Source organism: Pseudomonas sp. Z18(2022) (assembly GCF_036346535.1).
Taxonomy (GTDB): domain Bacteria; phylum Pseudomonadota; class Gammaproteobacteria; order Pseudomonadales; family Pseudomonadaceae; genus Aquipseudomonas; species Aquipseudomonas yamanorum_A.
In genome coordinates, this window is the sequence record NZ_JAOTOA010000001.1 from 974076 (window position 1) to 997883 (window position 23808).

Annotated in this window: 25 protein-coding genes and 1 riboswitch; of the genes, 7 read left to right on the top strand and 18 right to left on the bottom strand. The window is 61.8% G+C overall.

Annotated elements, in window-relative coordinates:
* The first annotated feature begins 8 nt into the window (after positions 1-8).
* The 3 genes from V3W39_RS04420 (at position 9) to V3W39_RS04430 (ending at position 2419) form a co-directional block, all read left to right on the top strand.
* Entirely contained in the window at positions 9-233 is a 225-nt protein-coding gene (locus tag V3W39_RS04420) for a hypothetical protein (protein WP_003214941.1), read from the top strand.
* 267 nt (positions 234-500) lie between these two features.
* On the top strand, positions 501-983 hold the full coding sequence (locus V3W39_RS04425; RefSeq protein WP_177044794.1) for a hypothetical protein: 483 nt from the start codon (positions 501-503) through the stop codon (positions 981-983).
* A gap of 146 nt (positions 984-1129) precedes the next feature.
* Positions 1130-2419, top strand: coding sequence for an OmpP1/FadL family transporter (locus V3W39_RS04430; protein WP_177044796.1), 1290 nt, complete (start codon positions 1130-1132; stop codon positions 2417-2419).
* Positions 2420-2484: 65 nt separating this feature from the next.
* Here V3W39_RS04430 and V3W39_RS04435 read toward each other — a convergent pair whose 3' ends face one another.
* The 13 genes from V3W39_RS04435 to cobO form a co-directional block, all read right to left on the bottom strand.
* Complete coding sequence (locus V3W39_RS04435) at positions 2485-3036, bottom strand: glutathione peroxidase (protein WP_177044798.1); 552 nt, start codon at positions 3034-3036, stop codon at positions 2485-2487.
* 150 nt (positions 3037-3186) lie between these two features.
* The gene (locus V3W39_RS04440) at positions 3187-4386 is read right to left on the bottom strand and encodes an MFS transporter (protein ID WP_177045156.1); all 1200 of its coding nucleotides are present in this window, start codon (positions 4384-4386) and stop codon (positions 3187-3189) included.
* Positions 4387-4447: 61 nt separating this feature from the next.
* Positions 4448-4852, bottom strand: coding sequence for a MarR family winged helix-turn-helix transcriptional regulator (locus V3W39_RS04445; RefSeq protein WP_177044800.1), 405 nt, complete (start codon positions 4850-4852; stop codon positions 4448-4450).
* A 42-nt stretch (positions 4853-4894) separates the two neighbouring features.
* Positions 4895-5623 (bottom strand): adenosylcobinamide-GDP ribazoletransferase, encoded by a 729-nt coding sequence (locus V3W39_RS04450; RefSeq protein ID WP_330212250.1) that lies wholly within the window; start codon positions 5621-5623, stop codon positions 4895-4897.
* A gap of 2 nt (positions 5624-5625) precedes the next feature.
* Positions 5626-6201: an alpha-ribazole phosphatase family protein gene (gene cobC, locus V3W39_RS04455; RefSeq protein ID WP_330212251.1), complete on the bottom strand. Its 576-nt coding sequence runs from the start codon at positions 6199-6201 to the stop codon at positions 5626-5628.
* Positions 6198-7253: a nicotinate-nucleotide--dimethylbenzimidazole phosphoribosyltransferase gene (gene cobT, locus V3W39_RS04460; RefSeq protein WP_330212252.1), complete on the bottom strand. Its 1056-nt coding sequence runs from the start codon at positions 7251-7253 to the stop codon at positions 6198-6200. Before cobT ends, cobC begins: the two co-directional genes overlap by 4 nt.
* Positions 7250-7771: a bifunctional adenosylcobinamide kinase/adenosylcobinamide-phosphate guanylyltransferase gene (cobU, locus tag V3W39_RS04465; protein ID WP_177044808.1), complete on the bottom strand. Its 522-nt coding sequence runs from the start codon at positions 7769-7771 to the stop codon at positions 7250-7252. Before cobU ends, cobT begins: the two co-directional genes overlap by 4 nt.
* A gap of 724 nt (positions 7772-8495) precedes the next feature.
* Positions 8496-9947, bottom strand: a complete 1452-nt coding sequence (locus V3W39_RS04470) for a cobyric acid synthase (RefSeq protein WP_330212253.1) — start codon at positions 9945-9947, stop codon at positions 8496-8498.
* The gene (gene cobD / locus V3W39_RS04475; protein ID WP_177113814.1) at positions 9944-10933 is read right to left on the bottom strand and encodes a threonine-phosphate decarboxylase CobD; all 990 of its coding nucleotides are present in this window, start codon (positions 10931-10933) and stop codon (positions 9944-9946) included. Before cobD ends, V3W39_RS04470 begins: the two co-directional genes overlap by 4 nt.
* Positions 10926-11834, bottom strand: a complete 909-nt coding sequence (gene cbiB, locus V3W39_RS04480) for an adenosylcobinamide-phosphate synthase CbiB (RefSeq protein ID WP_177044813.1) — start codon at positions 11832-11834, stop codon at positions 10926-10928. Before cbiB ends, cobD begins: the two co-directional genes overlap by 8 nt.
* Entirely contained in the window at positions 11831-12481 is a 651-nt protein-coding gene (bluB, locus tag V3W39_RS04485) for a 5,6-dimethylbenzimidazole synthase (protein WP_330212254.1), read from the bottom strand. Before bluB ends, cbiB begins: the two co-directional genes overlap by 4 nt.
* The gene (locus V3W39_RS04490) at positions 12478-13869 is read right to left on the bottom strand and encodes a cobyrinate a,c-diamide synthase (protein ID WP_330212255.1); all 1392 of its coding nucleotides are present in this window, start codon (positions 13867-13869) and stop codon (positions 12478-12480) included. The genes bluB and V3W39_RS04490 overlap by 4 nt, the downstream gene beginning before the upstream one ends.
* The gene (gene cobO / locus V3W39_RS04495) at positions 13866-14477 is read right to left on the bottom strand and encodes a cob(I)yrinic acid a,c-diamide adenosyltransferase (protein WP_177044826.1); all 612 of its coding nucleotides are present in this window, start codon (positions 14475-14477) and stop codon (positions 13866-13868) included. The genes V3W39_RS04490 and cobO overlap by 4 nt, the downstream gene beginning before the upstream one ends.
* An 80-nt stretch (positions 14478-14557) precedes the next feature.
* Positions 14558-14794: riboswitch (cobalamin riboswitch) on the bottom strand.
* A 99-nt stretch (positions 14795-14893) separates the two neighbouring features.
* On the opposite strand from cobO, the gene V3W39_RS04500 reads away from it, so the two are divergent.
* On the top strand, positions 14894-16207 hold the full coding sequence (locus tag V3W39_RS04500; RefSeq protein WP_330212256.1) for a PQQ-dependent sugar dehydrogenase: 1314 nt from the start codon (positions 14894-14896) through the stop codon (positions 16205-16207).
* 74 nt (positions 16208-16281) lie between these two features.
* On the opposite strand, the gene V3W39_RS04505 is transcribed toward V3W39_RS04500, so the two are convergent.
* From V3W39_RS04505 to V3W39_RS04525, 5 genes are all read right to left on the bottom strand, one after another.
* Complete coding sequence (locus V3W39_RS04505; protein ID WP_003210749.1) at positions 16282-16824, bottom strand: C40 family peptidase; 543 nt, start codon at positions 16822-16824, stop codon at positions 16282-16284.
* A 144-nt stretch (positions 16825-16968) separates the two neighbouring features.
* Positions 16969-17598 (bottom strand): C40 family peptidase, encoded by a 630-nt coding sequence (locus tag V3W39_RS04510; protein WP_177044830.1) that lies wholly within the window; start codon positions 17596-17598, stop codon positions 16969-16971.
* A gap of 213 nt (positions 17599-17811) precedes the next feature.
* Positions 17812-18516 (bottom strand): DnaA regulatory inactivator Hda, encoded by a 705-nt coding sequence (gene hda / locus V3W39_RS04515; protein ID WP_010176467.1) that lies wholly within the window; start codon positions 18514-18516, stop codon positions 17812-17814.
* A gap of 217 nt (positions 18517-18733) precedes the next feature.
* Positions 18734-19807 carry an AI-2E family transporter gene (locus V3W39_RS04520; RefSeq protein WP_177044832.1) on the bottom strand — a complete coding sequence of 358 codons (1074 nt, stop codon included), beginning with the start codon at positions 19805-19807 and terminating at the stop codon, positions 18734-18736.
* A 53-nt stretch (positions 19808-19860) separates the two neighbouring features.
* Positions 19861-20901, bottom strand: coding sequence for a DUF2066 domain-containing protein (locus V3W39_RS04525; RefSeq protein WP_330212257.1), 1041 nt, complete (start codon positions 20899-20901; stop codon positions 19861-19863).
* 360 nt (positions 20902-21261) lie between these two features.
* Between V3W39_RS04525 and purM the strand changes: the two genes are divergently transcribed.
* From purM to V3W39_RS04540, 3 genes are read left to right on the top strand one after another with little or no spacing between them, the layout of a single operon-like run.
* Positions 21262-22320 (top strand): phosphoribosylformylglycinamidine cyclo-ligase, encoded by a 1059-nt coding sequence (gene purM, locus V3W39_RS04530; RefSeq protein WP_010176470.1) that lies wholly within the window; start codon positions 21262-21264, stop codon positions 22318-22320.
* Positions 22321-22331: 11 nt separating this feature from the next.
* Complete coding sequence (gene purN / locus V3W39_RS04535; RefSeq protein WP_177079489.1) at positions 22332-22982, top strand: phosphoribosylglycinamide formyltransferase; 651 nt, start codon at positions 22332-22334, stop codon at positions 22980-22982.
* A gap of 8 nt (positions 22983-22990) precedes the next feature.
* Positions 22991-23704 (top strand): DUF3108 domain-containing protein, encoded by a 714-nt coding sequence (locus tag V3W39_RS04540; protein ID WP_088426114.1) that lies wholly within the window; start codon positions 22991-22993, stop codon positions 23702-23704.
* Positions 23705-23808 lie beyond the last annotated feature (104 nt).

Genomic DNA, 23808 nt, shown 5'->3' on the forward strand with positions numbered 1-23808 from the left:
CCAATAATATGTCCACTCAAATCCACACTCAGGATGCCATTCGCACCCTCACCAACGCTTTTGCACCAATGAACTGCCTGATCATGGCCGCTCGCAAAGGCTGCTTCAGCTTTACCCTGGTCAACGAACACGGCATCGCTCGTCACAGCGAACGCCTGTACCCCGATCAATACTCCAGCGCAGAACCGCTGCAGGCCGTGATCGATCGTACTCGCCAGGCACTGGTTGCCTGATCGACCCGGATCGCTGAAACACAAAAAACCCCGGTTAAAACCCGGGGTTTTTTATTGCCTGAAATTCAGGCGCGCTAAGTTTAAATTGATATAAACGATATAACTAAATGATGAAAATATTTTAAAAACAGTCCTTTACGTCGTAAATATGACACTACACTTCAACTCAAGCGGCATGATCCGCTTCCGGCGAGCCTGAGATCCGATTCACTGCTGCCAAGCCCCCCTCTCAGGTATCGCCGACCAATTTCATGGATTGAGGCTTTTATGGGCATCGCCGCCAGCGAATTGTGTCGTTATGTGATCCGGCCCACCCTGCTGTATCTGGGCCGCCATAACCCGACTGCCGAATCCCTGCTGCTGGGTATCGCCGCCAGCCAGTCGGCCCTCGGTTCAGCCTTGCACGACCGCCGCGGCCATGGCCTCTACAGCATCACCGAACCGCGCCACCGCGCCTTGTGGGACAACTACCTGGCGCTGGACCCCGAGCGCGCCAGCCTGGTTCGTGGCCTCGCCAGCCAGCACGCGTTCCTCAGCGGGCCGCAGCTTGAGCTGACGGTCAACCTGCGTTACGCCACCGCCATCGCCTGGCTGCTGGTGGAACAACACCGCCCTGCCCTGCCGCCACCCGACGATGTTTTGGCCATGGCGCGTATCTGGAAAGAAATATTTCACCCCCAGGGCCGGCTTCGGGATTTCACCCAAGCCTGGCAAACCTGTGTTTCACCCATGAATCACGTCGCTTGTTGATCGGGCGATTTGCAAGATTCGGCTAAAAACGTTGATTTTGGTCGGATTGTCCTACAAAACCGCTCTATCTCCTATGTTTCAGCCTATAGCGCAAACATAAATTTATTGTTACTTTCCGCAGCGGTGATCACCACGGAGTTCTAATAATGAAAAAAGTAATGCTCAAGACGACACTTAGCCTCGCCGTTGCAATGGCATCCTCCCACGTGTTCGCGAGCGGCTTCGCCCTCAACGAACAAGATGTTGCCGGGATGGGTACCGGTTTTGCGGGACGCTCTTCCTCTGCCGATAACGCAAGCACCGTTTATGGTAACCCTGCCGGTATGGCTCGCCTTGAAGGCCAGCAAGTTACAGGTGGTGTTGCCGCGATCGATGCCTCCACCAACATAAAAGATGTCAGTGGCCGCTCCACCGGTAGCAACAAAGGCGACATGGTGCCTTTTACTGCCGTTCCTTTCGGTTTCTACACCAATAAACTCAATGAGCAATGGGCTGTCGGTTTCGGCGTCTATGCACCATTTGGCCTAGTGACTGACTACGAAAGTGGCTTCCAGGGCAAAGCATTCGGCAGTAAGAGCGAAGTGAAGGTCATTACCTTCCAGCCAACCGTCAGCTATGCCTTCAACGACCGGGTATCCATTGGTTTTGGTCCGACTATCAACCGTATCTCCGGTACGCTTGAGTCCGACATCAACCTGCCAATCGCGGGTACCGGCTCCAACAACATCAAGATCAAGGGTGATGACACCGCGCTCGGCTTCAACGCCGGTCTGCTGGTACAAGCCACTGACACCACTCGTGTGGGCCTGACCTACCACTCGAAAGTGAAGTACAAGCTCGAAGGCCATACCGAAGTGACCAAAGGGACCAACGTTCCTGCCACTCTCTTGAACAATGGTCGCTATGACGCCTCGCTGAAGATCGACACGCCTGAGTCCTGGGACCTGTCTGTTACTCAAGACTTGAGCGATGCCTGGAAACTCTATGCGGGCGCAACCTGGACGCGCTGGAGCCGACTGAAAGACATCACCGTCAACAACGAAGGCGTATCTGCCGCTGCGGGCAGTGGCGCTTTGGCTCCGCAAATTGTCGGCACCATCAAGGAAGACCAGAACTGGCACGACACCTGGGCCTACGCCCTGGGTACCTCGTACCGTGTGACCAAGCAGGTGGTACTGCGTACCGGCCTGACGTTCGACCAGTCGCCGACCAATAACACTGATCGCTCGCCTCGTATCCCTACCGGTGACCGGACGATCTTCAGTCTCGGCCTGGGCTACGACGTAATGCCGAACATGACCATCGACGTGGCTTACTCCTACCTCAAGGAAGAACCTGTCAAAGTTGCACGCGCTAACGCACTGGGCCAGTCCTACAACGCCAAGTACGAAAACAGCGCCAACGGTTTCGGCCTGGGCGTGACGTACAAGTTCTGATGTAAAGCGACATAAAAAAGCCCCGCTCTCTTGCACAAGAGGCGGGGCTTTTTAGTGGGCGCCGATCAGGGCTTCGAAGCCAGCGCCTCTTCCAGCGCCTTGATCAGGTCTGGATTATCCGGCTTGGTCAGGCTGGAGAAATTGGCGATCACCTTGCCCTGGCGGTCCACCACGTACTTGTAGAAATTCCACTTCGGCGCGCTGCTCTGCTGCGCCAGGATCTTGAACAGATGCACCGCGTCCGGGCCCTTGACCTTCTGTGGCTCGGTCATGGTGAAGGTCACGCCGTAGTTCACATAACAAACCTTGGCGGTTTCCTCGCCGGTCTTGGCTTCCTGCTTGAAGTCATCGGACGGCACGCCAATCACTTCCAGGCCCTGGCCCTTGTAGCGCTGATACAACGCCTCAAGCCCTTTGAACTGCGGCGCAAACCCGCAGAAACTGGCGGTGTTGACGATCAGCAGCGGCTTGCCGGCGAAGCGCTGGCACAGGTCGATGGATTCCTTGGCGCGCAGCTTGGGCAACTGGCCTTCAAGCAACGGCGGGCAATCGGCGGCCATGGCGACACCGCCAAAAGCCACCATCAGAGCGGGTACTGCGAGCCAGCGCATCAGCATGTCACCTGTCCTTGAAAAGTCTCAGACACAGAACTTAACAGATCGCCATGCCCAACTGCATCAATGCCAGCCCGCCCTGTTGCCAGCCCCACCACGCCAGAAGCAGCAAGAGCGCTGCTCCTGCGGCGCCGAGCCAATGCCAGGTCGAATTCATGCCACCCCCATTTGCGCCTGCAAACGTGCCACCGGACGCTCGCGCACCGGCCAGTTCAAGGCTGCCGCCACCAGGCTCAGGACGATTGCCACTTGCCAGATCAAATCGTAACTACCGGTTCGATCATAGACCACGCCGCCCAGCCAGCCACCGAGGAACGAGCCGAGCTGGTGGAACAGGAACACGATCCCGCCGAGCATGGAAAGGTTTCTGACCCCAAACAAGGTCGCGACCGTACCGTTGGTCAGCGGCACCGTGGACAGCCACAAGAAGCCCATTGCCATGCCGAACAGGTAGGCACTGGTTTGCGTCACCGGCGCCCACAGGAAGATCACAATCACCACCGCCCGCAGCAGGTACAACCCGGTCAGCAAGCGCGGCTTGGACATGCGCCCGCCGAGCCATCCGGCGGTGTAAGTACCGAAGATATTAAACAGGCCGATCAATGCCAGCACTGTGGTGCCCACCGAGGCGGGCAAATGCTGGTCCACCAGGTACGACGGCAAGTGCACACCGATAAACACCACCTGGAAACCGCAGACAAAAAAACCGAACGCCAACAGCCAAAAGCCTGAATGGGAGCAGGCTTCATGCAAGGCCTCGCGCAAAGTTTGTTGACCGGCCACCGCTGGCAGCGGACGGTCCTTGAGCATGCTCACCAGCGGCACAATCAGCGCCACCATCACACCCAGCACCAGCAACGCGGCCGACCAGCCGAGCCAACCAATCAAACCGAGGGTGCCCGGCAACATGGCGAACTGGCCGAATGAGCCGGCGGCGCTGGCGATACCCATGGCCATGCTGCGTTTTTCCGGCGCCACGGCACGCCCCACCACCCCGAGAATCACCGAGAACGAGGTGCCCGACAGGCCGATGCCGATCAGCAACCCGGCACTCAGGGACAGCGACCACGCCGAGTCCGACAAGCCCATGAACACCAGGCCCAGCGCATACAGCACGCCACCGATCATCACCACCTTGGCAGCGCCGAAGCGGTCGGCCAGGGCGCCGGTAAACGGCTGCGCCAGGCCCCAGATCAGGTTTTGCAGGGCGATGGCAAAGGCAAAGGTTTCACGGCCCCAGCCAAACTCGGCACTCATGGGCGCCAGGAACAGGCCAAAGCCATGCCGCACGCCCAGAGACAACGCCAGGATCAACGCACTCCCCACTAGAATCCAGCCGCTGGTGCGCCACATCGAGGTCATTCTTATTCTCCGTTCGCGGGTATATACCCGCTTGTCATCGAACAAACCCGCATCAAGCGAGTTCATCCAGCAAGGCCAACAGGGTTTCGCGCTTTTCGGCGCCCAACTGATCAATCAATTTTTGCTGCGCCGCTTCCCAGGCCGGCAATGCCGCGGCAAGCCGTTCATGCCCGGTTTCGGTGAGCAACACCAGGCGGTTACGCAGGTCGTCACCCTCCACCAACTGCACCAGGCCTTCGCCTTCCAGCACCCGCAGGTTGCGCCCCAACGTGCTGCGATCCAGGCCCATGGCATCGGCCAGGCTGGAAATGCTCGGTTGATCGAGGCGCTGCAGATTACACAGCAGAGAATACTGGGCAACGTTGATCCCGAAGCCGTCGAGAGCGCCGTCGTAATGCCTGCTGACGCCACGAGCGGCGCGACGCAGGTTGGTACATAAACATTGGGAGGCAAGCATGGAGCGTGTATATACCCGGGATTAATGAAATGCAAGAAACTGTTACAGCGCCAGACCGACCAACACAGCGACTTCCAGCAGCTCCAGCAACGCGCCAGCCGTGTCGCCGGTGGTGCCGCCAAGGCGATTGACCATCAGTTGGCGCAAGCCGATAAAGCACAGGGCCGCCAGCAACACGGCAATGCCGCCGCTGAAGCCGCCGATCAAGAGACACGCCAGACCGCTGAGGATCAGCACCTGTTGGCCGACGATCCGTGGTAGATGATCCGCCAACGCCTGCCCCAACCCGCCAGCACGCACGTACCGCGTAGTGAGAAACAGCGCCAGCATCGAAGCGCGGCCAATCAATGGTGCGAGGATCAGCGCGGCGCCGTTGTGCTGCTCGATCAATGCCACCAGCGCAGTGAACTTGAGCAGCAACACCAGGCCCAGGGTGACCACCGCGATCGGCCCGCTGCGCGGGTCTTTCATGATGGTCAGGGTGCGCTCGCGGTCGCCGAAGCCACCGAGCCAGGCGTCAGCGCTGTCGGCCAGGCCATCCAGATGCAGGCCACCGCTGAGCAGCACCCACGCGGTCAACAGCAGCGCGGCATGCAGCAGCAAGGGTGCGCCCATCAACACGGCGTTCAAGCCCCACAGCAGGAGCCCGAACAACAGCCCCACCACCGGATAAAACAGCAACGAGCGTCCCAGCTCCTGGGGCTGCGGCATGCCCGGCAAGCGAATCGGCAGGCTGCTGAGAAACTGCAAGGCGATCCAGAACGGCAGCATGCTTAGAGTCCTTCCTTCAATACGCCACCAGCCTCTACCTGCAGGCTGAACAGGCCACCATGGCCGACTTCGACATTCAACAGTTGCTCACGCGGCAGACCGCGCGCCTGGGCAAGCAGTAGACGCATGACGCCGCCGTGGCTGATCAGCAGCACGCGCTGGCCGTCATACGCTTGATGCAAGCGGGCGACAGCGCCCAGCACCCGGGCGGAAAACTGCGCCACCGGCTCGCCCTGGGGCGGTGTGAAGCTGTAGGGATCGGCCCAGAACAGCCCCAGCGCGTCGGCATCGGTCTCCATCAAGGCCGCAGCGCTCTGCCCTTCCCAGGCACCGAAGTGCAGCTCCTGCAGATCCTTTTCCAGGCTGACTGGCAGGTTCAGGCGTGCGCCCAACTCATCAGCAAACCTCGCGCAACGTTGCAGCGGCGAACTGACCACACGGTCCCACGGGCCCTGCGCCACCACCGCCGCACGCATCTGCTCCCAGCCCCTGGCGGTGAGCGCGTCGTCCAGGCTGCCGCGCAAGCCGCCGCCCAGTTCGGTTTCGCCGTGGCGCAGCAGGTCCAGGTGCAGGGTCATGCCGGACGATCCGCCACGGCGGCTTCAGCGAAGGTTGCCATCTGCCCGTGCAGCGCGCAGGCCAGGCGCAGCAACGGCACGGCCAGCGCGGCGCCACTGCCCTCGCCCAAACGCAGGCCGAGTTCCAGCAGCGGTTCAGCATTGAGGCTTTGCAGCACGTGACGGTGACCGGGCTCGGCACCGCGATGGCCGAACAGCAGCCATTCGCGGCAGGCCGGATTGAGGCGCGTGGCGACCAGCGCCGCGACCGTGCAGATAAAGCCGTCCACCAGCACCACGACGCCCTCTTGGGCACAGGCCAGGTAGGCGCCGACCAGCGCGGCAATTTCGAAGCCGCCGAGGTTGAACAGGGTTTTCAGCGGGGCATCACGCTCGCCTGCGTGCAGTGCCAGGGCGCGTTCGATGACGGCGACTTTGTGGCTGACACCCTGGGCGTTCAGGCCGGTGCCGGGGCCGGTGAGGTCACTGACCTGGCAGTCCAGCAGCGCGCAGGCCAGGGCGCTGGCGGCGGTGGTGTTGCCGATGCCCATTTCGCCGCCAATAAACAGCTGCGCGCCGCTCGCAATGGCGCGGTGCACGCTGTCGCGGCCGGCTTGCAACGCCAGTCGGCCCTGAGCTTCAGTCATTGCCGGGCCGTTGACGAAGTTGGCGGTGCCGGCACCGATGTTGAGGTGGCGCACGCCGGGCAGGTTCAGTGTGGGGGTGATGGTGCCGAGGTCGACCACTTCCAGTTTCGCGTCCAGTTGGCGGGCCAGCACGCTGATGGCGGCGCCGCCGGTGACGAAGTTGTGGAGCATCTGGCCGGTGACTTCCTGGGGGAAGGCGGAGACCCCTTCGGCGACGACGCCGTGGTCGCCGGCGAAGATGGCGATCCACAGGTGGTCGACGCTGGGTTTGACCTGGCCTTGGAGGCCGGCTAATTGGACGGCTACGGCTTCCAGTTGGCCGAGGGAGCCGGCGGGTTTGGTCAGTTGCTGTTGGCGAGCCAGGGCTTGTTCGTGGGCTTGGGCGTCGATTGCTTTGCAGGGGTTGAGCCACCAGGTGTCGGTCATAACGCAGTACCTTTCAGAGTCAGGGGCAGGCCGGCGACGGTCAGGACAACGCGCTGACAACGTTCGGCCAAGGCTTGATGCAGCCAACCGGCTTCATCGACGTAGCGGCGAGTCAATTCGCCCAGCGGCACGACACCCATACCGGTCTCGTTGCTGACAAAAATGATTTCTCCCGGGAGGGTGGCCAGGGTTTGCAGCAGGGTTTCGCGCTCTTGCTTTAGACGGTCAGGGTCTTCGAGCATCAGCAGGTTGGTGAGCCAGAGGGTCAGGCAGTCGACCAGCAGGCAATGGTTGGGGCTGGCGTTTTCCCTGAGGACGCGGGCCAGTTCGATGGGCTCTTCGATCAAGCCCCATTCGGCTGGGCGACGCTCGCGATGGTGGGCGACGCGCGCACTCATTTCGCCGTCCAGGGGTTGGCTGGTGGCGATGTAGGTGACGCTCAGGCCGCTGTCGGTGGCGAGCGTTTCAGCCAGGCGGCTTTTGCCGGAGCGGGCGCCGCCGAGGATCAACTGGAGCATGGGTTGTGCCTCTGCTTTGTGTGTATATCCGTTATTTAGGTAACGGCCACTATTGGTTCCGCTCTTACAGCGGCTCACTTTTGAAAAGCGCAAAAGTAAGCAAAACGCTCTTGCCCCACCACTCGGCACCTCGCCTAGGCTCGGTGTGCCCTCAGCTCCGGTAGCACGAAGCGGGCCGCCGCGACGGGGCGTCCCTGCCCCGTCGCGGCTAAACCGGCGTCCTGCCGGTTTACCCGCTCCGTACTACCTGCGTTCGGCCAGCGTGGTTTAACGGGGCGCCTAAGATCAAGATCAAAAGCAGATCAACAGCACAGCGGCCTGCAGGCCGGCTTGAGTGTGGTGAAGCAAAGGCAAAATCTAAAGCGGGCACGATCCCCTGTAGGAGCTGGCTTGCCGGCGATGGTCGTTAACGATGACGTTGGCGTCCTGAATGAACGCGGCGTTCTCAGGTTCTTCGCCGGCAAGCCGGCTCCTACAGAAAAGCAGCTCTTGCCTTTGCTTCTACCACTCAGGTCGGCTTTCAGGCCGCCGTGCTCTTGCTTTTGATCTGCGGGCCCCGTCAACCACGATGGCCGGAGTGCGGGCATGCCGAGCCTAAGCGAGGCACCGAGTGGTGGGGCAAAGACCTTTTGGTTACTTTTGGGGCGTTTGGGTGACCCGCTGTAAGAGCGGAACCCTAAGCGGCCGTGACCGCAGGAATGGATATGTACACAGTCCAAAAAAATCAAACCCCACACAAATCAAGCAGCAACCCGGTATCCAAATGCTGCTCTACAAGGTCCGCCAACCGCTCGATATCCCGCTCCCGCAACCCGTGATAATCCACCTCTTGCACATCCTCCAACCCAGCCCACCGCAACAACGCACTACACGCAGCCGGCGTCTCAAACACCCCATGCAGGTAAGTGCCAAAGATCTGCCCATCCTCACTCTGCGCCCCGTCACTGCGCCCATCATCCAACTGCACCGCAGCCCGCAATAGACCTGCGCCACTGGTTACGCCCGCGTGGATCTCATACCCACTCACCTCGGCATCCTCCAGCAACAACCGCCCCCGCACATTGCGCAATTGCTTCTCTTCTTCCAACGTCGTACTGAACGCCAGCAACCCCAAACCAACACTGGAACCGCTGGGCCCTTCCAACCCAAGCGGGTCATGCACCTGCTCCCCGAGCATCTGCAACCCACCACAAATCCCCAACACCTTCCCGCCGTAACGCAGGTGCCGCGCCAAAGCCGTATCCCACCCATTGGCCCGCAAATACGCCAAATCACTGCGCACACTTTTCGAGCCCGGCAAAATAATCAGGTCCGCCGCAGGAATCGCCTGCCCCGGCCCGACAAACTGCAAATCCACCTGCGGATGCAACCGCAGCGGATCAAAATCCGTGTGATTACTGATGCGTGGCAACACCGGCACCACCACCTTGAGCACCTGCGCCGCCTTGTCGATCTGACGCTGGTCGATACCGTCCTCCGCCTCCAGGTGCAAATCCATCACATACGGCAACACCCCCACCACCGGTTTGCCGGTACGCGCTTCCAGCCAATCCAGCCCCGGCTGCAACAGCGCAATATCCCCACGAAACCGATTGATGATGAAGCCTTTGACCCGCGCCTGTTCGGTCGGCGACAACAATTCCAGCGTGCCCACCAGGTGCGCAAATACCCCGCCACGATTGATGTCGGCAATCAGCAGCACCGGGCAGTCCACCGCTTCGGCAAAGCCCATGTTGGCAATGTCATTCGCCCGCAGGTTGATCTCGGCCGGCGAACCCGCGCCCTCGACTATCACCACCGGATACGCCGCACTCAACCGCGCATGGGAGGCCAGCACTGCCTGCATCGCGATGGCTTTGTAGTCGTGGTAGGCCACGGCATTCATGGTGGTCACGGCACGCCCATGGATAATCACCTGGGAGCCCGTGTCGCTGTTGGGCTTGAGCAGCACCGGGTTCATGTCGGTGTGGGGCGCCAGGTTCGCCGCCTGGGCCTGCACCGCCTGGGCGCGGCCGATCTCGCCACCTTCGGCGGTCACGGCGCTGTTGAGGGCCATGTTCTGGGGTTTGAAGGGCACCACGGGGATGCCCTGGCGCACCAGCCAGCGGCAAAGTGCGGTCACCAGCGTGCTTTTGCCCGCGTCGGATGTGGTGCCCTGCACCATCAAGGTACTCATGTGGCGTCCTTGTAGGCGCTGAGCGCCTGTTCCAGTCGCAGCCAGTCGGCCTCGGTGTCCGGCAGGCCAAACCGCAAGCTGCTGTTGTCAACAAACAGGCGCAGCAGAATCCCGCGCTGGGCCATGAATTCATGCAACAGCTCAGCCCGGTCGGTGATCATCCACTGGAAAAGCGCGCAGCCGCCCTGAGGCCGCAAGTCGTGGCGTTCGAGCACATCAAACAGGCGCTGGCTGGCCGATTCGCAACGCAGCCGCTGTTGCGCATGGCCGGCGGTATCGCGCAGGCACACTTGCCCCAGCACCCGCGTCGGCCCGCTGACGGCCCACGGTCCCACCTGTTCGGCGAGCAGTTTGAGCAGCTTGCGCTCGGCCAATACAAACCCCAGCCGTACCCCGGCCAGACCAAAGAATTTGCCAAACGAGCGCAGCACGATCAGCCCGACTTGATGAGCCTGGCTCGCCAGACTCAACTGCGGAGTGATGTCCATGAAGGCTTCATCCACCACCAGCCAGCCACCGCGCTGGGCCAGGCGTGCGTGCCAGTCCAGCAAGCGTTGGGGCGCAAGGCTCAGGCCGGTGGGGTTGTTGGGGTTGACCACCACCAGCACGTCGAGGCTGTCGAGGAAGAAGTCGACTTCCTGCTCCAGCACTTCGCGCACGATATAGCCGGCGCGACGCCAGGCCTCCGCGTGCTCGGCGTAGCACGGCGACAACACACCGACCTTGCCCGCCCGGCGCAGGCGCGGCAGTAACTGGATCGCGGCCTGGGAGCCAGCAACCGGCAGCACATGGGTCGCCCCATAATATTCGCAGGCGGCCTGTTCCAGGCCGTCATCGGTTTCAGGCAGGCGCGCCCAGGCCCGCAGCGGGATTTCCGGGATCGGAAACGGCCACGGCGCCAGGCCGCTGGACAGGTCCAGCCATTCGGCTTCTGGAATGCCGTACTGCATCGCCGCCTTGCGCAAGCGGCCACCGTGCTCAAGCATAAAACTCAGCCCCCACGCACAGGATCAACAACCATAGCCACACGCCGCGCTGCACCAGTTGCCAGCCACGCTCGATGGAGTCTGCGTCCGCTGGCGGGCCTTCGCCCAGTTGCGGGCGCTGGTGCAGTTCGCCGTGATAAATCGCCGCGCCGCCCAGTTCGACGCCGAGGGCGCCGGCACCGGCCGCCATCACCGGACCAGCGTTGGGGCTGTCCCAGGTCGGGCCCTGGGTGCGCCAGCATGTGAGGGCCAGGCGGGTTTTGCCCAGCAGCGCGTAGGTCAACGCCACCAAGCGTGCAGGAATGTAGTTGAGTACGTCGTCGATCTTTGCTGCGGCCCAGCCGAAACGTTCAAAGCGTTCATTGCGATAGCCCCACATGGCGTCCAGGGTGTTGCTCAGACGATAGAGCACCACGCCGGGCACGCCTGCGACCACAAACCAGAACAAGGCGGCAAATACCGCATCGCTGCCGTTCTCCAGCACCGATTCGGTGGCCGCGCGGGCGACTTCGGTGCGGTCCAGTTCGCTGGTCTGGCGGCTGACCAGGTAGCTGACACGCTTGCGCGCCTCGTCCAGGTCGTCGCTGCGCAGGGCTTGCGCCACCGGCAGCACGTGCTCGCCGAGGCTGCGCATGCCGAGGGCGCAATACAGCGCGAGGATTTCCAGTACCCAGCCGATGTAAGGCGCCCACGACAGGGCCGTGGCCAGCAGGGTCAGCGGCACCACCGCGATCACCCACGCAGTGACACCATGGCTGCGCCAGCCACGACCGCCGGAATTGAAACGCTGCTCGATGCGCCCGGCAAAATTGCCGAACGCCACCAGCGGATGCCAGCGCCTGGGCTCGCCCAGCAGCGCATCCAGCGCCACCGCAGCGACACTCAGCAAGGCCACACTCATTGACTCACTCCCCAAACATTCTCATACAACATGTCACTCAGTGGCCGTGGTTCGGTCCAGCCTTCGAGCTGCAACATCGGTGCCGGGTAGAACTCGGTCACCGGGCCCAGGCACAACACGGCCAACGGCTTGGCGCCGGGCGGCAGGCCCAGCAGTTCGGCCAGGGCCTGGGGCTCGAACAGCGAGACCCAGCCCATGCCCAGGCCTTCGACGCGGGCCGCCAGCCATAGATTCTGGATCGCACAGGACAACGACGCCATGTCCATTTCCGGCAAGGTGCGTCGCCCGAAGATATGCCGCTCGCGGTCGTCCATCAGGGCAGCCACCAGCACTTCGGCGCAGTCGTTAATGCCTTCGACCTTGAGCTTCATGAACTGGTCGGAGCGCTCGCCGAGGGCTTCAGCGGTGCGTACGCGTTCTTCTTCCACCAGTTGCTGGATCTGCCCGCGCAAAGTGCGGTCGCTGATGCGGATAAACCGCCAGGGCTGCATCAAGCCGACGCTCGGCGCCTGGTGCGCGGCTTGCAGCAGGCGATGGAGCAATTGCGGCGCGACGCTGCCGCCGCTGAAGTGACGCATGTCGCGGCGTTCGGCGATGGCGCGGTAGACGGCTTCGCGGTCGGCCTGGGGAAAGGCGTTGTCAGTCATGGCCTCATCGCGGGCAAGCCCGCTCCCACAGTGGATTGCGTTTCAACTCGGTCAAGTGTGGGAGCTGGCTTGCCTGCGATGGCGGCCTGAGGGTCCGGCGCAAACAAGGCAGCCACCGCCACCGGGTTGGACGGGAAATAAAAGTGCACGTAGGACGCCGTCATCCGGCCCTGACGGTAAACCGCCTCGGCGCCGCGCCCGCCATTCGGGCTCAGGCCCCGGGCAATCGGCTGCCACTCGGTAGTGGTCAGCGAGTGATGGTACGTGTGGCCGCGCAACAGGCCTTCAGGCAGTTCGACGTTTTGCAGCGCCAATGCCGCCAGACGCTTTTGCATCACGGCATCCCCCTGGAGCAGGCCGACCAGTTCAGCACGGGCGCCATCGACATCGGTGAGCGAGTCCAGCAGATAGAGCATGCCGCCGCATTCGGCCAGCAGTGGCTTGCCGGCAGCGTGGTGGGCGCGGATGGCGTCCAGCATCGCGGTATTTTCCGACAGCGCCTGGTGATGCAGTTCCGGGTAGCCGCCGGGCAGGTAGAGGCTGTCAGCTTCAGGCAACGCGCTGTCGCGAATCGGCGAGAAGAATCGCAACTCAGCACCCATCGCCCGCAGCAGGTCGAGGCTGGCGCCGTAGGTAAAGGCAAAGGCTTCGTCGCGGGCCACGGCAATGCGCACGCCGGCCAACAACGGCTGGGCCTCGATCACCTCGGGCGCGGCGAACTCCACCGGCGGTGGCAGTGCTACCTCGCAGCTGCTGCCCAGGGCCTGGGCGGCTGCGTCAAGGCGCAGGTCGAGGTCATTCAGTTCGCTGGCCTGCACCAGGCCAAGGTGCCGGCTGGGCAACTCGATGCCGGTTTCCCGGGACAGTGCGCCATACCAGCGCAGGCCTTCGGTGAGGCTGCCTTCGAGCAATTGCGCGTGGCGCAGGGTGCCGACGCGGTTGGCCAGCACACCGGCAAACGGCAGGTCCGGCTGGTAGCGCGCCAGGCCCAGCGCCAGGGCGCCGAAAGTCTGGGCCATGGCGGTACCGTCGATCACGGCCAGTACCGGCACGCCAAAATGGCGCGCCAGGTCGGCACTGGACGGCGTGCCGTCGAACAGGCCCATCACGCCTTCGATCAGGATCAGGTCGGCTTCCCCCGCCGCTTCCCACAGCAACCGGCGACTTTCCTGCTCGCCCACCATCCACATGTCCAATTGATAGACCGGCGCACCACTGGCGCGCTCGTGGATCATCGGATCGAGAAAGTCCGGGCCGCATTTAAACACCCGCACCTTGCGCCCCAGGTTGCGGTGCAAACGGGCGAGCGCGGCGGTGACGGTGGTTTTGCCCTGGCCGGATGCCGGTGCGGCGATCAGGACTGCAGGACAGTGACGGGGCTGATTCAAAGTTCGATGCCTTTCTGTGCCTTGATACCGGCCTGGAAGGCGTGCTTGAGCATGCCCATTTCCGTCACGGTGTCGGCCATTTCAATCAATTCGGGTTTGGCACCCCGGCCGGTCACCAGCACGTGTTGCATGGCCGGGCGGGCCTGCAGGTCGCTGAGCACCTGGTCCAGGTCGAGGTAGCCGTGCTTGAGGGCGATGTTCAGCTCATCCAGCACCACCAGGCCGATGGCCGGGTTTTGCAGCATTTCACGGGAGACCGCCCAGGCGGCTTCGGCAGCCACGATGTCGCGGGCACGGTCCTGGGTTTCCCAGGTGAAACCTTCGCCCATCACGTGGAACCGCACCTGCTCGGGGAAACGGCGGAAGAACAGTTCTTCGCCGGTGCTGTTGCGGCCCTTGATGAACTGCACCACGCCGCACTGCATACCGTGGCCCATGGCCCGGGCCAGCATGCCAAAGGCTGAGCTGCTCTTGCCTTTGCCATTGCCGGTGAGCACCAGCAGCAACCCGCACTCGTTCGGTGAATTGGCAATGCGCTCGTCAATCACGGCTTTTTTGCGCAGCATGCGCGCCAGGTGGCGTTCGTCACGATCGGGGGATTCAGTCATGGCAGCTCTCCGTTGGGGCTGGACAAAAACGGCGGGCAGGAAAAAGGTACAGATAGACAGCCAAGCATCGCCCACCGTGATGCTGTTGGATGGATCAGGCCGGTCTCCGGGCTCATGAGTGACATGCAATGCCGAGGGTGCGCCTTCCCATATCGCGGGCGATACAGTGGCTTAAGGCACCGTCTTGACTCATTTACCGTTGCGGGGGCAGCGCCGGGATCGTGGCTGCACTGTAGAAAAGTACGCTCACTCACCGGCTTCCCTGTTTCACTCAGTCGACGCGTACGCCACAGAGCACCTGAAACAAGCCGCGAAGGTTAGTGGGTTGGGGGTGGAGCGTCAATTAAAGCCGGACACGCGCGTGAACCATCCGGCCGCTACACGCCTCTACCCCTACAGGTATCAAGGAGAAAACCATGCACAAGACCCGACTTGCCCTACTGATCATGCTCGCCGGCACCCTCGCCGCCTGTGGTGAAAGCTCTACCCTGCAAGTGTCCGACGGCACCGGGCCGTCGCCCAAGCTGCCGGAACCGAATAAAACCCTGATTCCCACGGTGAATATCGCACCGGCGATCGGCTGGCCGGAAGGCACCAAGCCGACCCCGGCGGCGGGCACCCAGGTGGCAGCGTTTGCCGAAGGCCTGGATCACCCGCGCTGGCTGTATGTGCTGCCCAATGGCGACGTGCTGGTGGCGGAAACCACCGCGCCGCCCAAGCCGGACGACTCGAAGGGCATTCGTGGTTGGGTGATGGAAAAAGTCATGGGCCGTGCCGGCGCTGGCGTGCCCAGCCCGAATCGCATAACCCTGCTGCGAGACGCTGATCACGATGGCGTCGCCGAGACCCGCACGGTGTTCCTGGAGAACCTGAATTCGCCCTTCGGCATGACGCTGGTGGGCAACGACTTGTATGTCGCCGATTCGGACAAGCTGCTGCGTTTCCCTTATCAGCCGGGCGAAACCTCGATCAAGGAAGCCGGCACCACCGTGACCGACTTGCCGGGCGGCAGCATTAACCATCACTGGACCAAAAACGTGGTGGCCAGCAAGGATGGCAGCAAGTTGTACGTGAGCGTGGGCTCCAACAGCAACGTCGGGGAAAACGGCCTGGAAGCCGAGCAAGGCCGGGCCGCGATCTGGGAAGTGGACCGCGCCACCGGCGAGCACCGCATTTTCGCCTCCGGGCTGCGCAACCCCAATGGCATGGCTTGGGAACCGCAAAGCGGCAAGCTGTGGACGGCCGTCAACGAGCGCGACGAGATCGGCAGTGATCTGGTGCCGGACTACATCACCTCGGTCAAGGACGGGGCTTTCTATGGCTGGCCGTTCAGCTACTACGGGCAGCACGTGGATGTGCGGGTGAGCCCACAGAACCTGGATCTGGTGGCCAAGGCCATTGCGCCGGACTATGCGGTAGGGCCGCACACGGCGTCCCTCGGGCTGACCTTTGCCGACGGCAGCAAGTTGCCGGCGCAGTTCAGCAACGGCGCGTTTATCGGCCAGCATGGCTCGTGGAACCGCAAGCCCCACAGTGGCTACAAGGTGATCTTCGTACCGTTTGAGGCAGGCAAGCCAAAAGGCCAGCCGGTGGATGTGCTGACCGGGTTCCTCGACAGCGATGAGAAAGCCATGGGCCGCCCGGTCGGCGTGGTGATCGACAAGCAGGGGGATTTGCTGGTGGCGGATGATGTGGGGAACAAGGTGTGGCGGGTGTCGGCGGCGAAATAGCCGATTCAACTCACCACACAAAACAATGTGGGAGCTGGGCTTGCCCGGCTCCCACATTTTGATTAGCGTTTTTCCTAAGGGTTTCGCGCCAGGTGCTCAGCCGGCAACACACGCTTGGCGCTCAGGTAGGCATTCTGCCAATAGGCCTTGGACAGCGTGTCCAGCTTCACCGTACCGCCGGTTTGCGGCGCATGCACAAAGCGCCCTTCTCCCACGTAGATCCCGGCATGGCTGACCTGGGAGCCGCCACCGGTGGCGAAGAAGATCAGGTCACCGGTTTGCAGGTTGTTTTCGCTCACGTCCTGGGCGCGCATCACGATCAGCTCGCGGGTGGTGCGCGGCAGGGAGATGCCGGCTGCATCACGGTAAACAAAACCGATCAGGCCGCTGCAATCAAACCCCGAGTCCGGCGTATTGCCGCCCCAGCGATAAGGCGTGCCCACCAGGCCCAGCGCACGAAAGAGCACGTCTTCGGCTGCCGGCGAGAAACTTTGGGTGGCGTAGGTGTTGAACACCGGCTTGGGCTTGACGGCCACGGGAGCAGGCGGAGGACGACTTGCGCAGGCGCTGAGCAGCGCGGCGCAAACGAGAAGAATTAGGCGGGCCGAGGTCGACATGGGCAGAACAATCCTGATCTGGATGCGGCTTTCGCTGCCGAACGTTGAAAAACAGAACGCGCAAGCAAAGCTCGCGCGATCGATTTACAACAATGTCCAGGGATTCTAGCGCTTACACGTCAAACTTCAAGTATCACTTTAACTTTACTTGCTGGCGGTAACGGTAGTCGGGGCCATCGCCAGGGCGCGCTTGGCTTCGATGAAGGTTTTGCTCCAGTAGCTGTCACCCAGGTTGTCGACTCGCACACCACCGCTGCGGCGGCTGCTGGAGTGGATAAACTGGTTGTCGCCCAGGTAGATACCGGCGTGACTGACACGACCACGGCCAGCCGTACTGAAGAAAAGCAGATCACCGGGCTTGAGGTTGTTCCGTGCGACCAACGGTGCATTAACGTTGATCATTTCGCGGGTGGAGCGCGGCAGGTTCATGCCGGCTTCCTCACGGAACAGGTAGCCGATGAAACCGCTGCAGTCGAAACCGGCTTCAGAGGTACCGCCGAAACGGTAACGGGTACCGATCAGGGACATGCCGCGTTCGAGAATGCTGTCGGCCAGAACTGGAAGCTGGTAAGGCTTGGCGCCGGCGAAATCGGCAAGTTCTTTTTCAGTTGCGATCTCTTCCTGATAAACAGTGGAAGACTGCGATGCAACGAATTTTGCCTGGGACTGTTGTGCCGGTTTTTGCTGCTCAGCCACGTTTTGAGTGTGGGTGGCGCAACCAAACAACAGGGTAACGAGTGCGAGAGGCACGAGGGGTGCGAAGCGATTTAGCATGGGCACGACCGTGGCTGATGTGTAAAGAAGCCGAGACTATGCCTTCTATCACATCGATTTGCAAATTCAATCGTGATCTATGTGACTTCTTGTTTGGACTATGACATCTAAGCCCTTAACACCCTATACAAGCCATTTGCGTGGCCAAAACGGCCCAAACGCAGGTTTTCTGGCGCCTGGAATTTGCCGAAAGCCCCGATTTTGAAGGGCTGGCTACCAGCCGAGGGTTTCTTTAAGGAAGGGAATGGTCAGCTTGCGCTGGGCCTGCAAGGAGGCCTGGTCGAGCTGTTCGAGCAAGTCGAACAGTGCGCTCATGCTGCGGGTGCCACGGGTGAGAATAAAATGCCCGACTTCGTCGGTCAGGTGCAAGCCGCGACGGGAAGCACGCAACTGCAGGGCGCGCAATTTGTCTTCGTCGGACAAAGGGCGCATCTGGAAAATCAGCGCCAGGGTCAGTCGTGACTTGAGGTCGGCCAGCTTCACCGGCAACTCTCGGGGCGAGGTGGATGCGGCAATCAACAAACGCCGGCCGCTGTCACGCAAGCGGTTGAACAGGTGGAACAGCGCCTCTTCCCAATCCGCCCGCCCCGCCACTGCCTGCAAATCGTCCAGGCAGACCAGTTCGTATTGTTCAAGGTTGTCGAGGATCTCGATACCGCGGTCCAGCAGCTCCGCCAACGGCAGGTACACCGCCGGTTCGCCCATCTGCTCGAAACGCAGGCACGCGGCCTGCAACAAGTGGGTACGCCCCACGCCGTCCTTGCCCCAGAGGTAGATCAGGCTTTCGGTCCACCCGGCGTCGGCTTCGCAGAGCCGCTCGACATAGCCGAGTGCAGCGGCATTGGCGCCTGGGTAGTAATTGATAAAGGTGGCGTCGTCACGCAGACGCACACCTAGGGGCAGCTGAATCGGTTTCATGCTGACTGAACGGTTCCAATCGAACCGTTAGTGGCCTCTGTGTAAAGTTTGCAAAGTTTATACCCGTGACGCCGGGCGCACAATGCAGCAGACCACAAGCAAAATCAAAGGTTTGCGTTAACTTGTTGGATTTGGTGAAGATTGTTTGACGCATCGGCAAAACGCCAGAGCCGTTAAATGACAAACCCGGCCTTGAGCCGGGTTTGTGATGCTGCGGTTATAACTCCGGTTCGTCTGTTCCGGCGTACATGTCCGAATCCTTGTACAAGTCGTGCACATGGCGCACCAGCACCATGATCACGGCCGCCACCGGCAGCGCCAGCAGGATGCCGGTAAAGCCGAACAGCTCGCCGCCCGCCAGGATCGCGAAAATCACCGCCACCGGGTGCAGGCCGATCCGGTCGCCCACCAGCAACGGCGTCAGCACCATGCCTTCCAGGGCCTGGCCAACCATGAACACCGCGACAATCCCGAGCATCGGGTACAGGTCGCCGTGGAACTGGAACAACCCAGCCACCAGTGCCGCACCAATCCCGATCACGAAGCCCATGTACGGCACGATGGCCGCCAGGCCGGCGATCAGGCCGATCAACAGCCCCAGCTCCAGGCCGATAGCCATCAGCCCCGCCGCGTAGATAATCCCCAACGCCAGCATCACCAGCAACTGGCCACGGACGAAGGCGCCGAGCACCTCATGGCACTCCCCGGCCAGGGAAACCACACGCTCTTCGCGGTCGCGCGGCAGCAGGCTGCGGATTTTGGCCATCATGATGTCCCAGTCCCGCAGCAGGTAGAACGCCACCACCGGTATCAGCACCAGGTTGGTCAGCCAGCCGATCAGCGCCAGGCTCGACGCCGTCGCCTGGCTCAGTACCACGCCGACGATGTCAGTGGTCTGGCCCATATGCTCGCTGATGGCCGCCTTGACCTTGTCGAACTTCCAGAAGCCGTCTGCCAGCCCCAACTTGGCCTGCGCCCACGGCATGGCCGTGTGTTGCAGCCAGTCGAGCATCTGCGGCGCCAGTTCATAGAGCTTGAACAATTGCTTGGCCAGCATCGGCACCAGCACCAGCACCAACGCCGTGATGATCAACGTGAACAAGGCAAACACCGCCACCACGCCCCAGGTACGTGACAGGCCGAGCTTTTCCAGGCGATCCACCACGGGATCGAACAGATAGGCCAGCAGTAACGCAACCAGGAACGGCGTCAGGATCGAATGCAGCAGGAACACAAAAACGCACAGCAGGACAATCCCGCCAATCCACACCCAACGACGCGTATCCGCCATATACCACTCCGTCTGTTATTTGCTTCCTGCTTCTATATAAGGAGGAAGAACGCTTACCAATGAAAACGTAACTGCGGCGTCGGCTCGACCGGCGCCGGTTGTGCACCTTCCACCACCGGCTGCGGAGCCGGCGCTTCACCTGCCGGGACTTCCTGCAACTTGGCCAGGCTCAACTGGGTACGCAACTGCTCGGCGCTGCCATTCACGCGATAGACAATGCGAGTACCGTCCACGCGTACCGGCTGGGCGCCAAACGGCTCCAGCAGATGACCGAGGGCGGCGTAATGCTCCAGGTTCATGCCCTGCACTTCCAGCAACTGATCGCTGGTGGCAGCGCCGGCCTTGACCGCAAAGCGCGGCGCAAGGCGTTCGCTCACGGCCAGCAGCACGGCGTCGGCCAATGCGCCGGTGTCTGTGCCGGTGGCAGTGCCCTGCTCGCTTTTATCCCCCAGCCACAGGCGCCATTTGGCCGACCATTGGCCGCCGTCTTCGCGGGCGTGCACCGCCAGCAAGGCGTCGGCGCCATAACGTTCGGAGGCGGCACGCAGCGGCGTGGCGTCGGGGCTTTCAAGATTCGGCGCGGTGGCGACGATTTGCTCGTCCAGGTCACCCAACGGCAGGCGCAACGGCAAACCACGGTGCTGGGCCGCACGGCGCAGCGGTTGGGCGACGGCCTGGCCATCGCCGACCAAACTGCTGCCTTCAACGGAATCGTTCAACCACCAACCGAGGATCGACGGCCGATTGCTGCCCCACAGCGCCAGGCCCGCGCCACGCAAGGCGCGATCAGTGCTCACGGGATCGAAATCCACCTGCAGGCTTTCGGGCGGGCCGGCGTCGTAGCCGTATTGGCTGATGATCTGTTGCGGGTCCTTGCGGATCGCCGCCAGGGCTGGGCCATCGGCGGCCTTTGCGTCGCCGGTCAGGCGGATCACCAGGGTTTGCAGGGCACGCTGGGTAGCCTGGTCACGCTCCTGGGGAGACTGACTGCTGACCGGTTCCAGCACTTGATAGAGGCCATTGAGGGTTTCGGCATGACTCGCCAGGCTGACCAACGACAAACAGCCCACAAAAAAATATTTACTCAGACCCATGAAAGAAGATTCCCGAACGGCAAAATAAGCGGTTGGAACAGACCGCGTGAACAGTGTTTAGCAAGGCTGTGACCACAGCGACCGGCAAAACATTCACAGGGCCTCGGCAAGTTTTTGTACTGTCATAACGATAGCGAGTTAAAGGCTATACCTTAATACGGCCCGTGACCGACTCGATTAGCGATTTTTTTAACAGCTATTGCCCCTGCCCGTCGGCCCGAGGATGGCCGCTGCCCCTCAAGCCTGATAAAATCGCGCGCCTTCGCAGACCGTCAATGGCAGGCCATGCTGAAACTTCAGGTTTCGGTATACCCGCCGCATTCGGTCGTTACCCAGAAATCCCCCCTAAAGGCCTGGATCATGAGCAAGCAACCCTCCCTGAGCTACAAGGACGCCGGTGTAGACATCGACGCCGGTGAAGCATTGGTCGAACGCATCAAGAGCGTCGCCAAGCGCACTGCGCGCCCCGAAGTCATGGGCGGCCTGGGCGGTTTTGGCGCCCTCTGCGAGATCCCGGCCGGCTACAAGCAGCCTGTACTGGTCTCCGGCACCGACGGTGTGGGCACCAAGCTGCGCCTGGCACTGAACCTGAACAAGCACGACAGCATCGGCATCGACCTGGTTGCCATGTGCGTGAACGACCTGGTGGTGTGCGGCGCCGAGCCGCTGTTCTTCCTTGACTACTACGCCACCGGCAAGCTCAACGTCGAGACCGCGACCCAAGTGGTTACCGGCATCGGCGCCGGCTGCGAATTGTCCGGCTGCTCCCTGGTCGGCGGCGAAACCGCTGAAATGCCAGGCATGTACGAAGGCGAAGACTACGACCTGGCCGGTTTCTGCGTCGGCGTTGTAGAGAAATCCGAAATCATCGACGGCTCCAAAGTCGCTGCCGGTGACGCCCTGCTGGCCCTGCCATCCTCCGGCCCGCACTCCAACGGCTACTCGCTGATCCGCAAGATCATCGAAGTGTCCGGCGCCGACATCGAAACCATCCAGCTCGACGGCAAGCCTCTGACCGACCTGCTGATGGCCCCGACCCGCATCTACGTGAAGCCGTTGCTCAAGCTGATCAAGGACACCGGCGCGGTCAAGGCCATGGCCCACATCACCGGTGGCGGCCTGCTGGACAACATCCCGCGCGTTCTGCCAAAAGGCGCCCAGGCCATCGTCGACGTGGCCAGCTGGCAGCGCCCTGCGGTATTCGACTGGCTGCAAGAGAAAGGCAACGTCAATGAAACCGAGATGCACCGCGTGCTGAACTGCGGCGTGGGCATGGTGATCTGCGTGGCTCAAGAGCACGTTGAAACCGCGCTGAACGTACTGCGTGAAGCCGGCGAGCAGCCTTGGGTCATCGGCCAGATCGCCACCGCCCCCGAAGGCGCTGCTGCGGTTGAACTGAAGAACCTCAAGGCACACTGATGCAAGGGCAGATGTCCCAGACCTGTGATGTCGTGGTGCTGCTCTCCGGCACCGGCAGTAACTTGCAGGCCCTGATCGACAGCACGCGCGCCGGCGACAGCCCGGTGCGCATCGCTGCGGTGATCTCCAACCGGAGCGACGCCTACGGCCTGCAACGCGCCAGGGACGCAGGTATCGACACCCGCTCCCTGGATCACAAGGCTTTCGAAGGCCGCGAGGCCTTCGACAGCGCCTTGATCGAACTGATCGACGCCTTCAATCCCAAACTCGTGGTACTGGCTGGCTTCATGCGCATTCTCAGCGCTGACTTCGTACGCCACTACAACGGGCGCCTGCTGAATATCCACCCGTCCCTGCTGCCAAAATACAAAGGGTTACACACCCACCAGCGTGCCCTGGAGGCCGGCGACACCGAGCACGGTTGCAGCGTGCACTTTGTTACCGAGGAACTCGATGGCGGGCCTCTGGTCGTACAGGCAGTAGTTCCGGTAGAGTCTGCGGACTCTGCGCAGACGCTTGCGCAACGGGTTCACACCCAGGAACACAGGATTTACCCGCTGGCTGTTCGCTGGTTCGCTGAGGGGCGGTTGATTCTTGGCGACCACGGTGCATTATTGGACGGTCAGTTACTTGCGGCCAGCGGCCACTTGATTCGAACCTAGGAGACTTTATGCGTCGCGCCCTGCTCTTCGCTTTTGCGCTGTTCGCCTTGCCTGCCGTGCAAGCGGCAGACCTTCACCCTTTCTCCGCCAGCTACACCGCCGACTGGAAACAGTTGCCCATGAGTGGTTCGGCAGAACGCAGCCTGACCAAGAATGACAACGGCACCTGGACCTTGAATTTCAAGGCGTCCATGATGATCGCCAGCCTGACCGAAACCAGCGTGATCCGCTTCGACAAGGACGCCCTGCAGCCGCAGAGCTACACCTTCGAACGCGGAGGCCTGGGCAAGGCGAAGAAGATCAACCTGGACTTCGACCGCACGGCCAACAAGGTCACCGGCTTCGAAAACAAGGACCCGGTCAATGTCGCCCTTGAAAGCGGCATGATGGACAAGTCGACCTACCAGCTTGCCCTGCAGCGCGATGTCGCAGCCGGCAAGAAAAGCATGAGCTACCGCGTGGTCGAGGGTACTGATACCGATACCTACGACTTCCGCGTGATTGGCCCGGAAAAGGTCCAGACCAAAGCCGGCTCCATCGATGCGATCAAGGTCGAGCGCGTGCGTGACCCGACGCAAAGCAAGCGCATTACCCAAATGTGGTTTGCCAAGGACTGGGGCGGCATCCTGGTTGCCCTGCGTCAGGTCGAGACCGACGGCAAGGAATACAACATCATGCTGCAAGACGGTACCGTTGACGGCAAGGCTGTCAAAGGCAGCTGATCCGCTGCGCAATGAAAGAGCCTCGCTATTGCGGGGCTTTTTTTCGCCTGCCGACTGACGCCAACATGAAACTTTTGTCATAAAACTCAGCGCCCTGCGACGCA

Bases quoted from the DNA above. Each gene is read 5' to 3' on its own strand.
- V3W39_RS04520 (WP_177044832.1), bottom strand. From the start codon at position 19,807: ATGGCGGATACGCGTCGTTGGGTGTGGATTGGCGGGATTGTCCTGCTG.
- V3W39_RS04525 (WP_330212257.1), bottom strand. From the start codon at position 20,901: ATGGGTCTGAGTAAATATTTTTTTGTGGGCTGTTTGTCGTTGGTCAGC.
- V3W39_RS04445 (WP_177044800.1), bottom strand. From the start codon at position 4,852: ATGCTTGCCTCCCAATGTTTATGTACCAACCTGCGTCGCGCCGCTCGT.
- V3W39_RS04450 (WP_330212250.1), bottom strand. From the start codon at position 5,623: ATGCTGCCGTTCTGGATCGCCTTGCAGTTTCTCAGCAGCCTGCCGATT.
- purN (WP_177079489.1), top strand. From the start codon at position 22,332: ATGTCCCAGACCTGTGATGTCGTGGTGCTGCTCTCCGGCACCGGCAGT.
- cbiB (WP_177044813.1), bottom strand. From the start codon at position 11,834: ATGAGTGTGGCCTTGCTGAGTGTCGCTGCGGTGGCGCTGGATGCGCTG.
- cobD (WP_177113814.1), bottom strand. From the start codon at position 10,933: ATGCTTGAGCACGGTGGCCGCTTGCGCAAGGCGGCGATGCAGTACGGC.
- V3W39_RS04505 (WP_003210749.1), bottom strand. From the start codon at position 16,824: ATGTCGACCTCGGCCCGCCTAATTCTTCTCGTTTGCGCCGCGCTGCTC.
- cobO (WP_177044826.1), bottom strand. From the start codon at position 14,477: ATGACTGAATCCCCCGATCGTGACGAACGCCACCTGGCGCGCATGCTG.
- V3W39_RS04500 (WP_330212256.1), top strand. From the start codon at position 14,894: ATGCACAAGACCCGACTTGCCCTACTGATCATGCTCGCCGGCACCCTC.
- V3W39_RS04510 (WP_177044830.1), bottom strand. From the start codon at position 17,598: ATGCTAAATCGCTTCGCACCCCTCGTGCCTCTCGCACTCGTTACCCTG.
- V3W39_RS04470 (WP_330212253.1), bottom strand. From the start codon at position 9,947: ATGAGTACCTTGATGGTGCAGGGCACCACATCCGACGCGGGCAAAAGC.
- V3W39_RS04430 (WP_177044796.1), top strand. From the start codon at position 1,130: ATGAAAAAAGTAATGCTCAAGACGACACTTAGCCTCGCCGTTGCAATG.
- cobU (WP_177044808.1), bottom strand. From the start codon at position 7,771: ATGCTCCAGTTGATCCTCGGCGGCGCCCGCTCCGGCAAAAGCCGCCTG.
- V3W39_RS04425 (WP_177044794.1), top strand. From the start codon at position 501: ATGGGCATCGCCGCCAGCGAATTGTGTCGTTATGTGATCCGGCCCACC.
- bluB (WP_330212254.1), bottom strand. From the start codon at position 12,481: ATGACTGACAACGCCTTTCCCCAGGCCGACCGCGAAGCCGTCTACCGC.
- purM (WP_010176470.1), top strand. From the start codon at position 21,262: ATGAGCAAGCAACCCTCCCTGAGCTACAAGGACGCCGGTGTAGACATC.
- V3W39_RS04540 (WP_088426114.1), top strand. From the start codon at position 22,991: ATGCGTCGCGCCCTGCTCTTCGCTTTTGCGCTGTTCGCCTTGCCTGCC.
- V3W39_RS04435 (WP_177044798.1), bottom strand. From the start codon at position 3,036: ATGCTGATGCGCTGGCTCGCAGTACCCGCTCTGATGGTGGCTTTTGGC.
- cobT (WP_330212252.1), bottom strand. From the start codon at position 7,253: ATGACCGACACCTGGTGGCTCAACCCCTGCAAAGCAATCGACGCCCAA.
- V3W39_RS04440 (WP_177045156.1), bottom strand. From the start codon at position 4,386: ATGTGGCGCACCAGCGGCTGGATTCTAGTGGGGAGTGCGTTGATCCTG.
- V3W39_RS04420 (WP_003214941.1), top strand. From the start codon at position 9: ATGTCCACTCAAATCCACACTCAGGATGCCATTCGCACCCTCACCAAC.
- hda (WP_010176467.1), bottom strand. From the start codon at position 18,516: ATGAAACCGATTCAGCTGCCCCTAGGTGTGCGTCTGCGTGACGACGCC.
- cobC (WP_330212251.1), bottom strand. From the start codon at position 6,201: ATGACCCTGCACCTGGACCTGCTGCGCCACGGCGAAACCGAACTGGGC.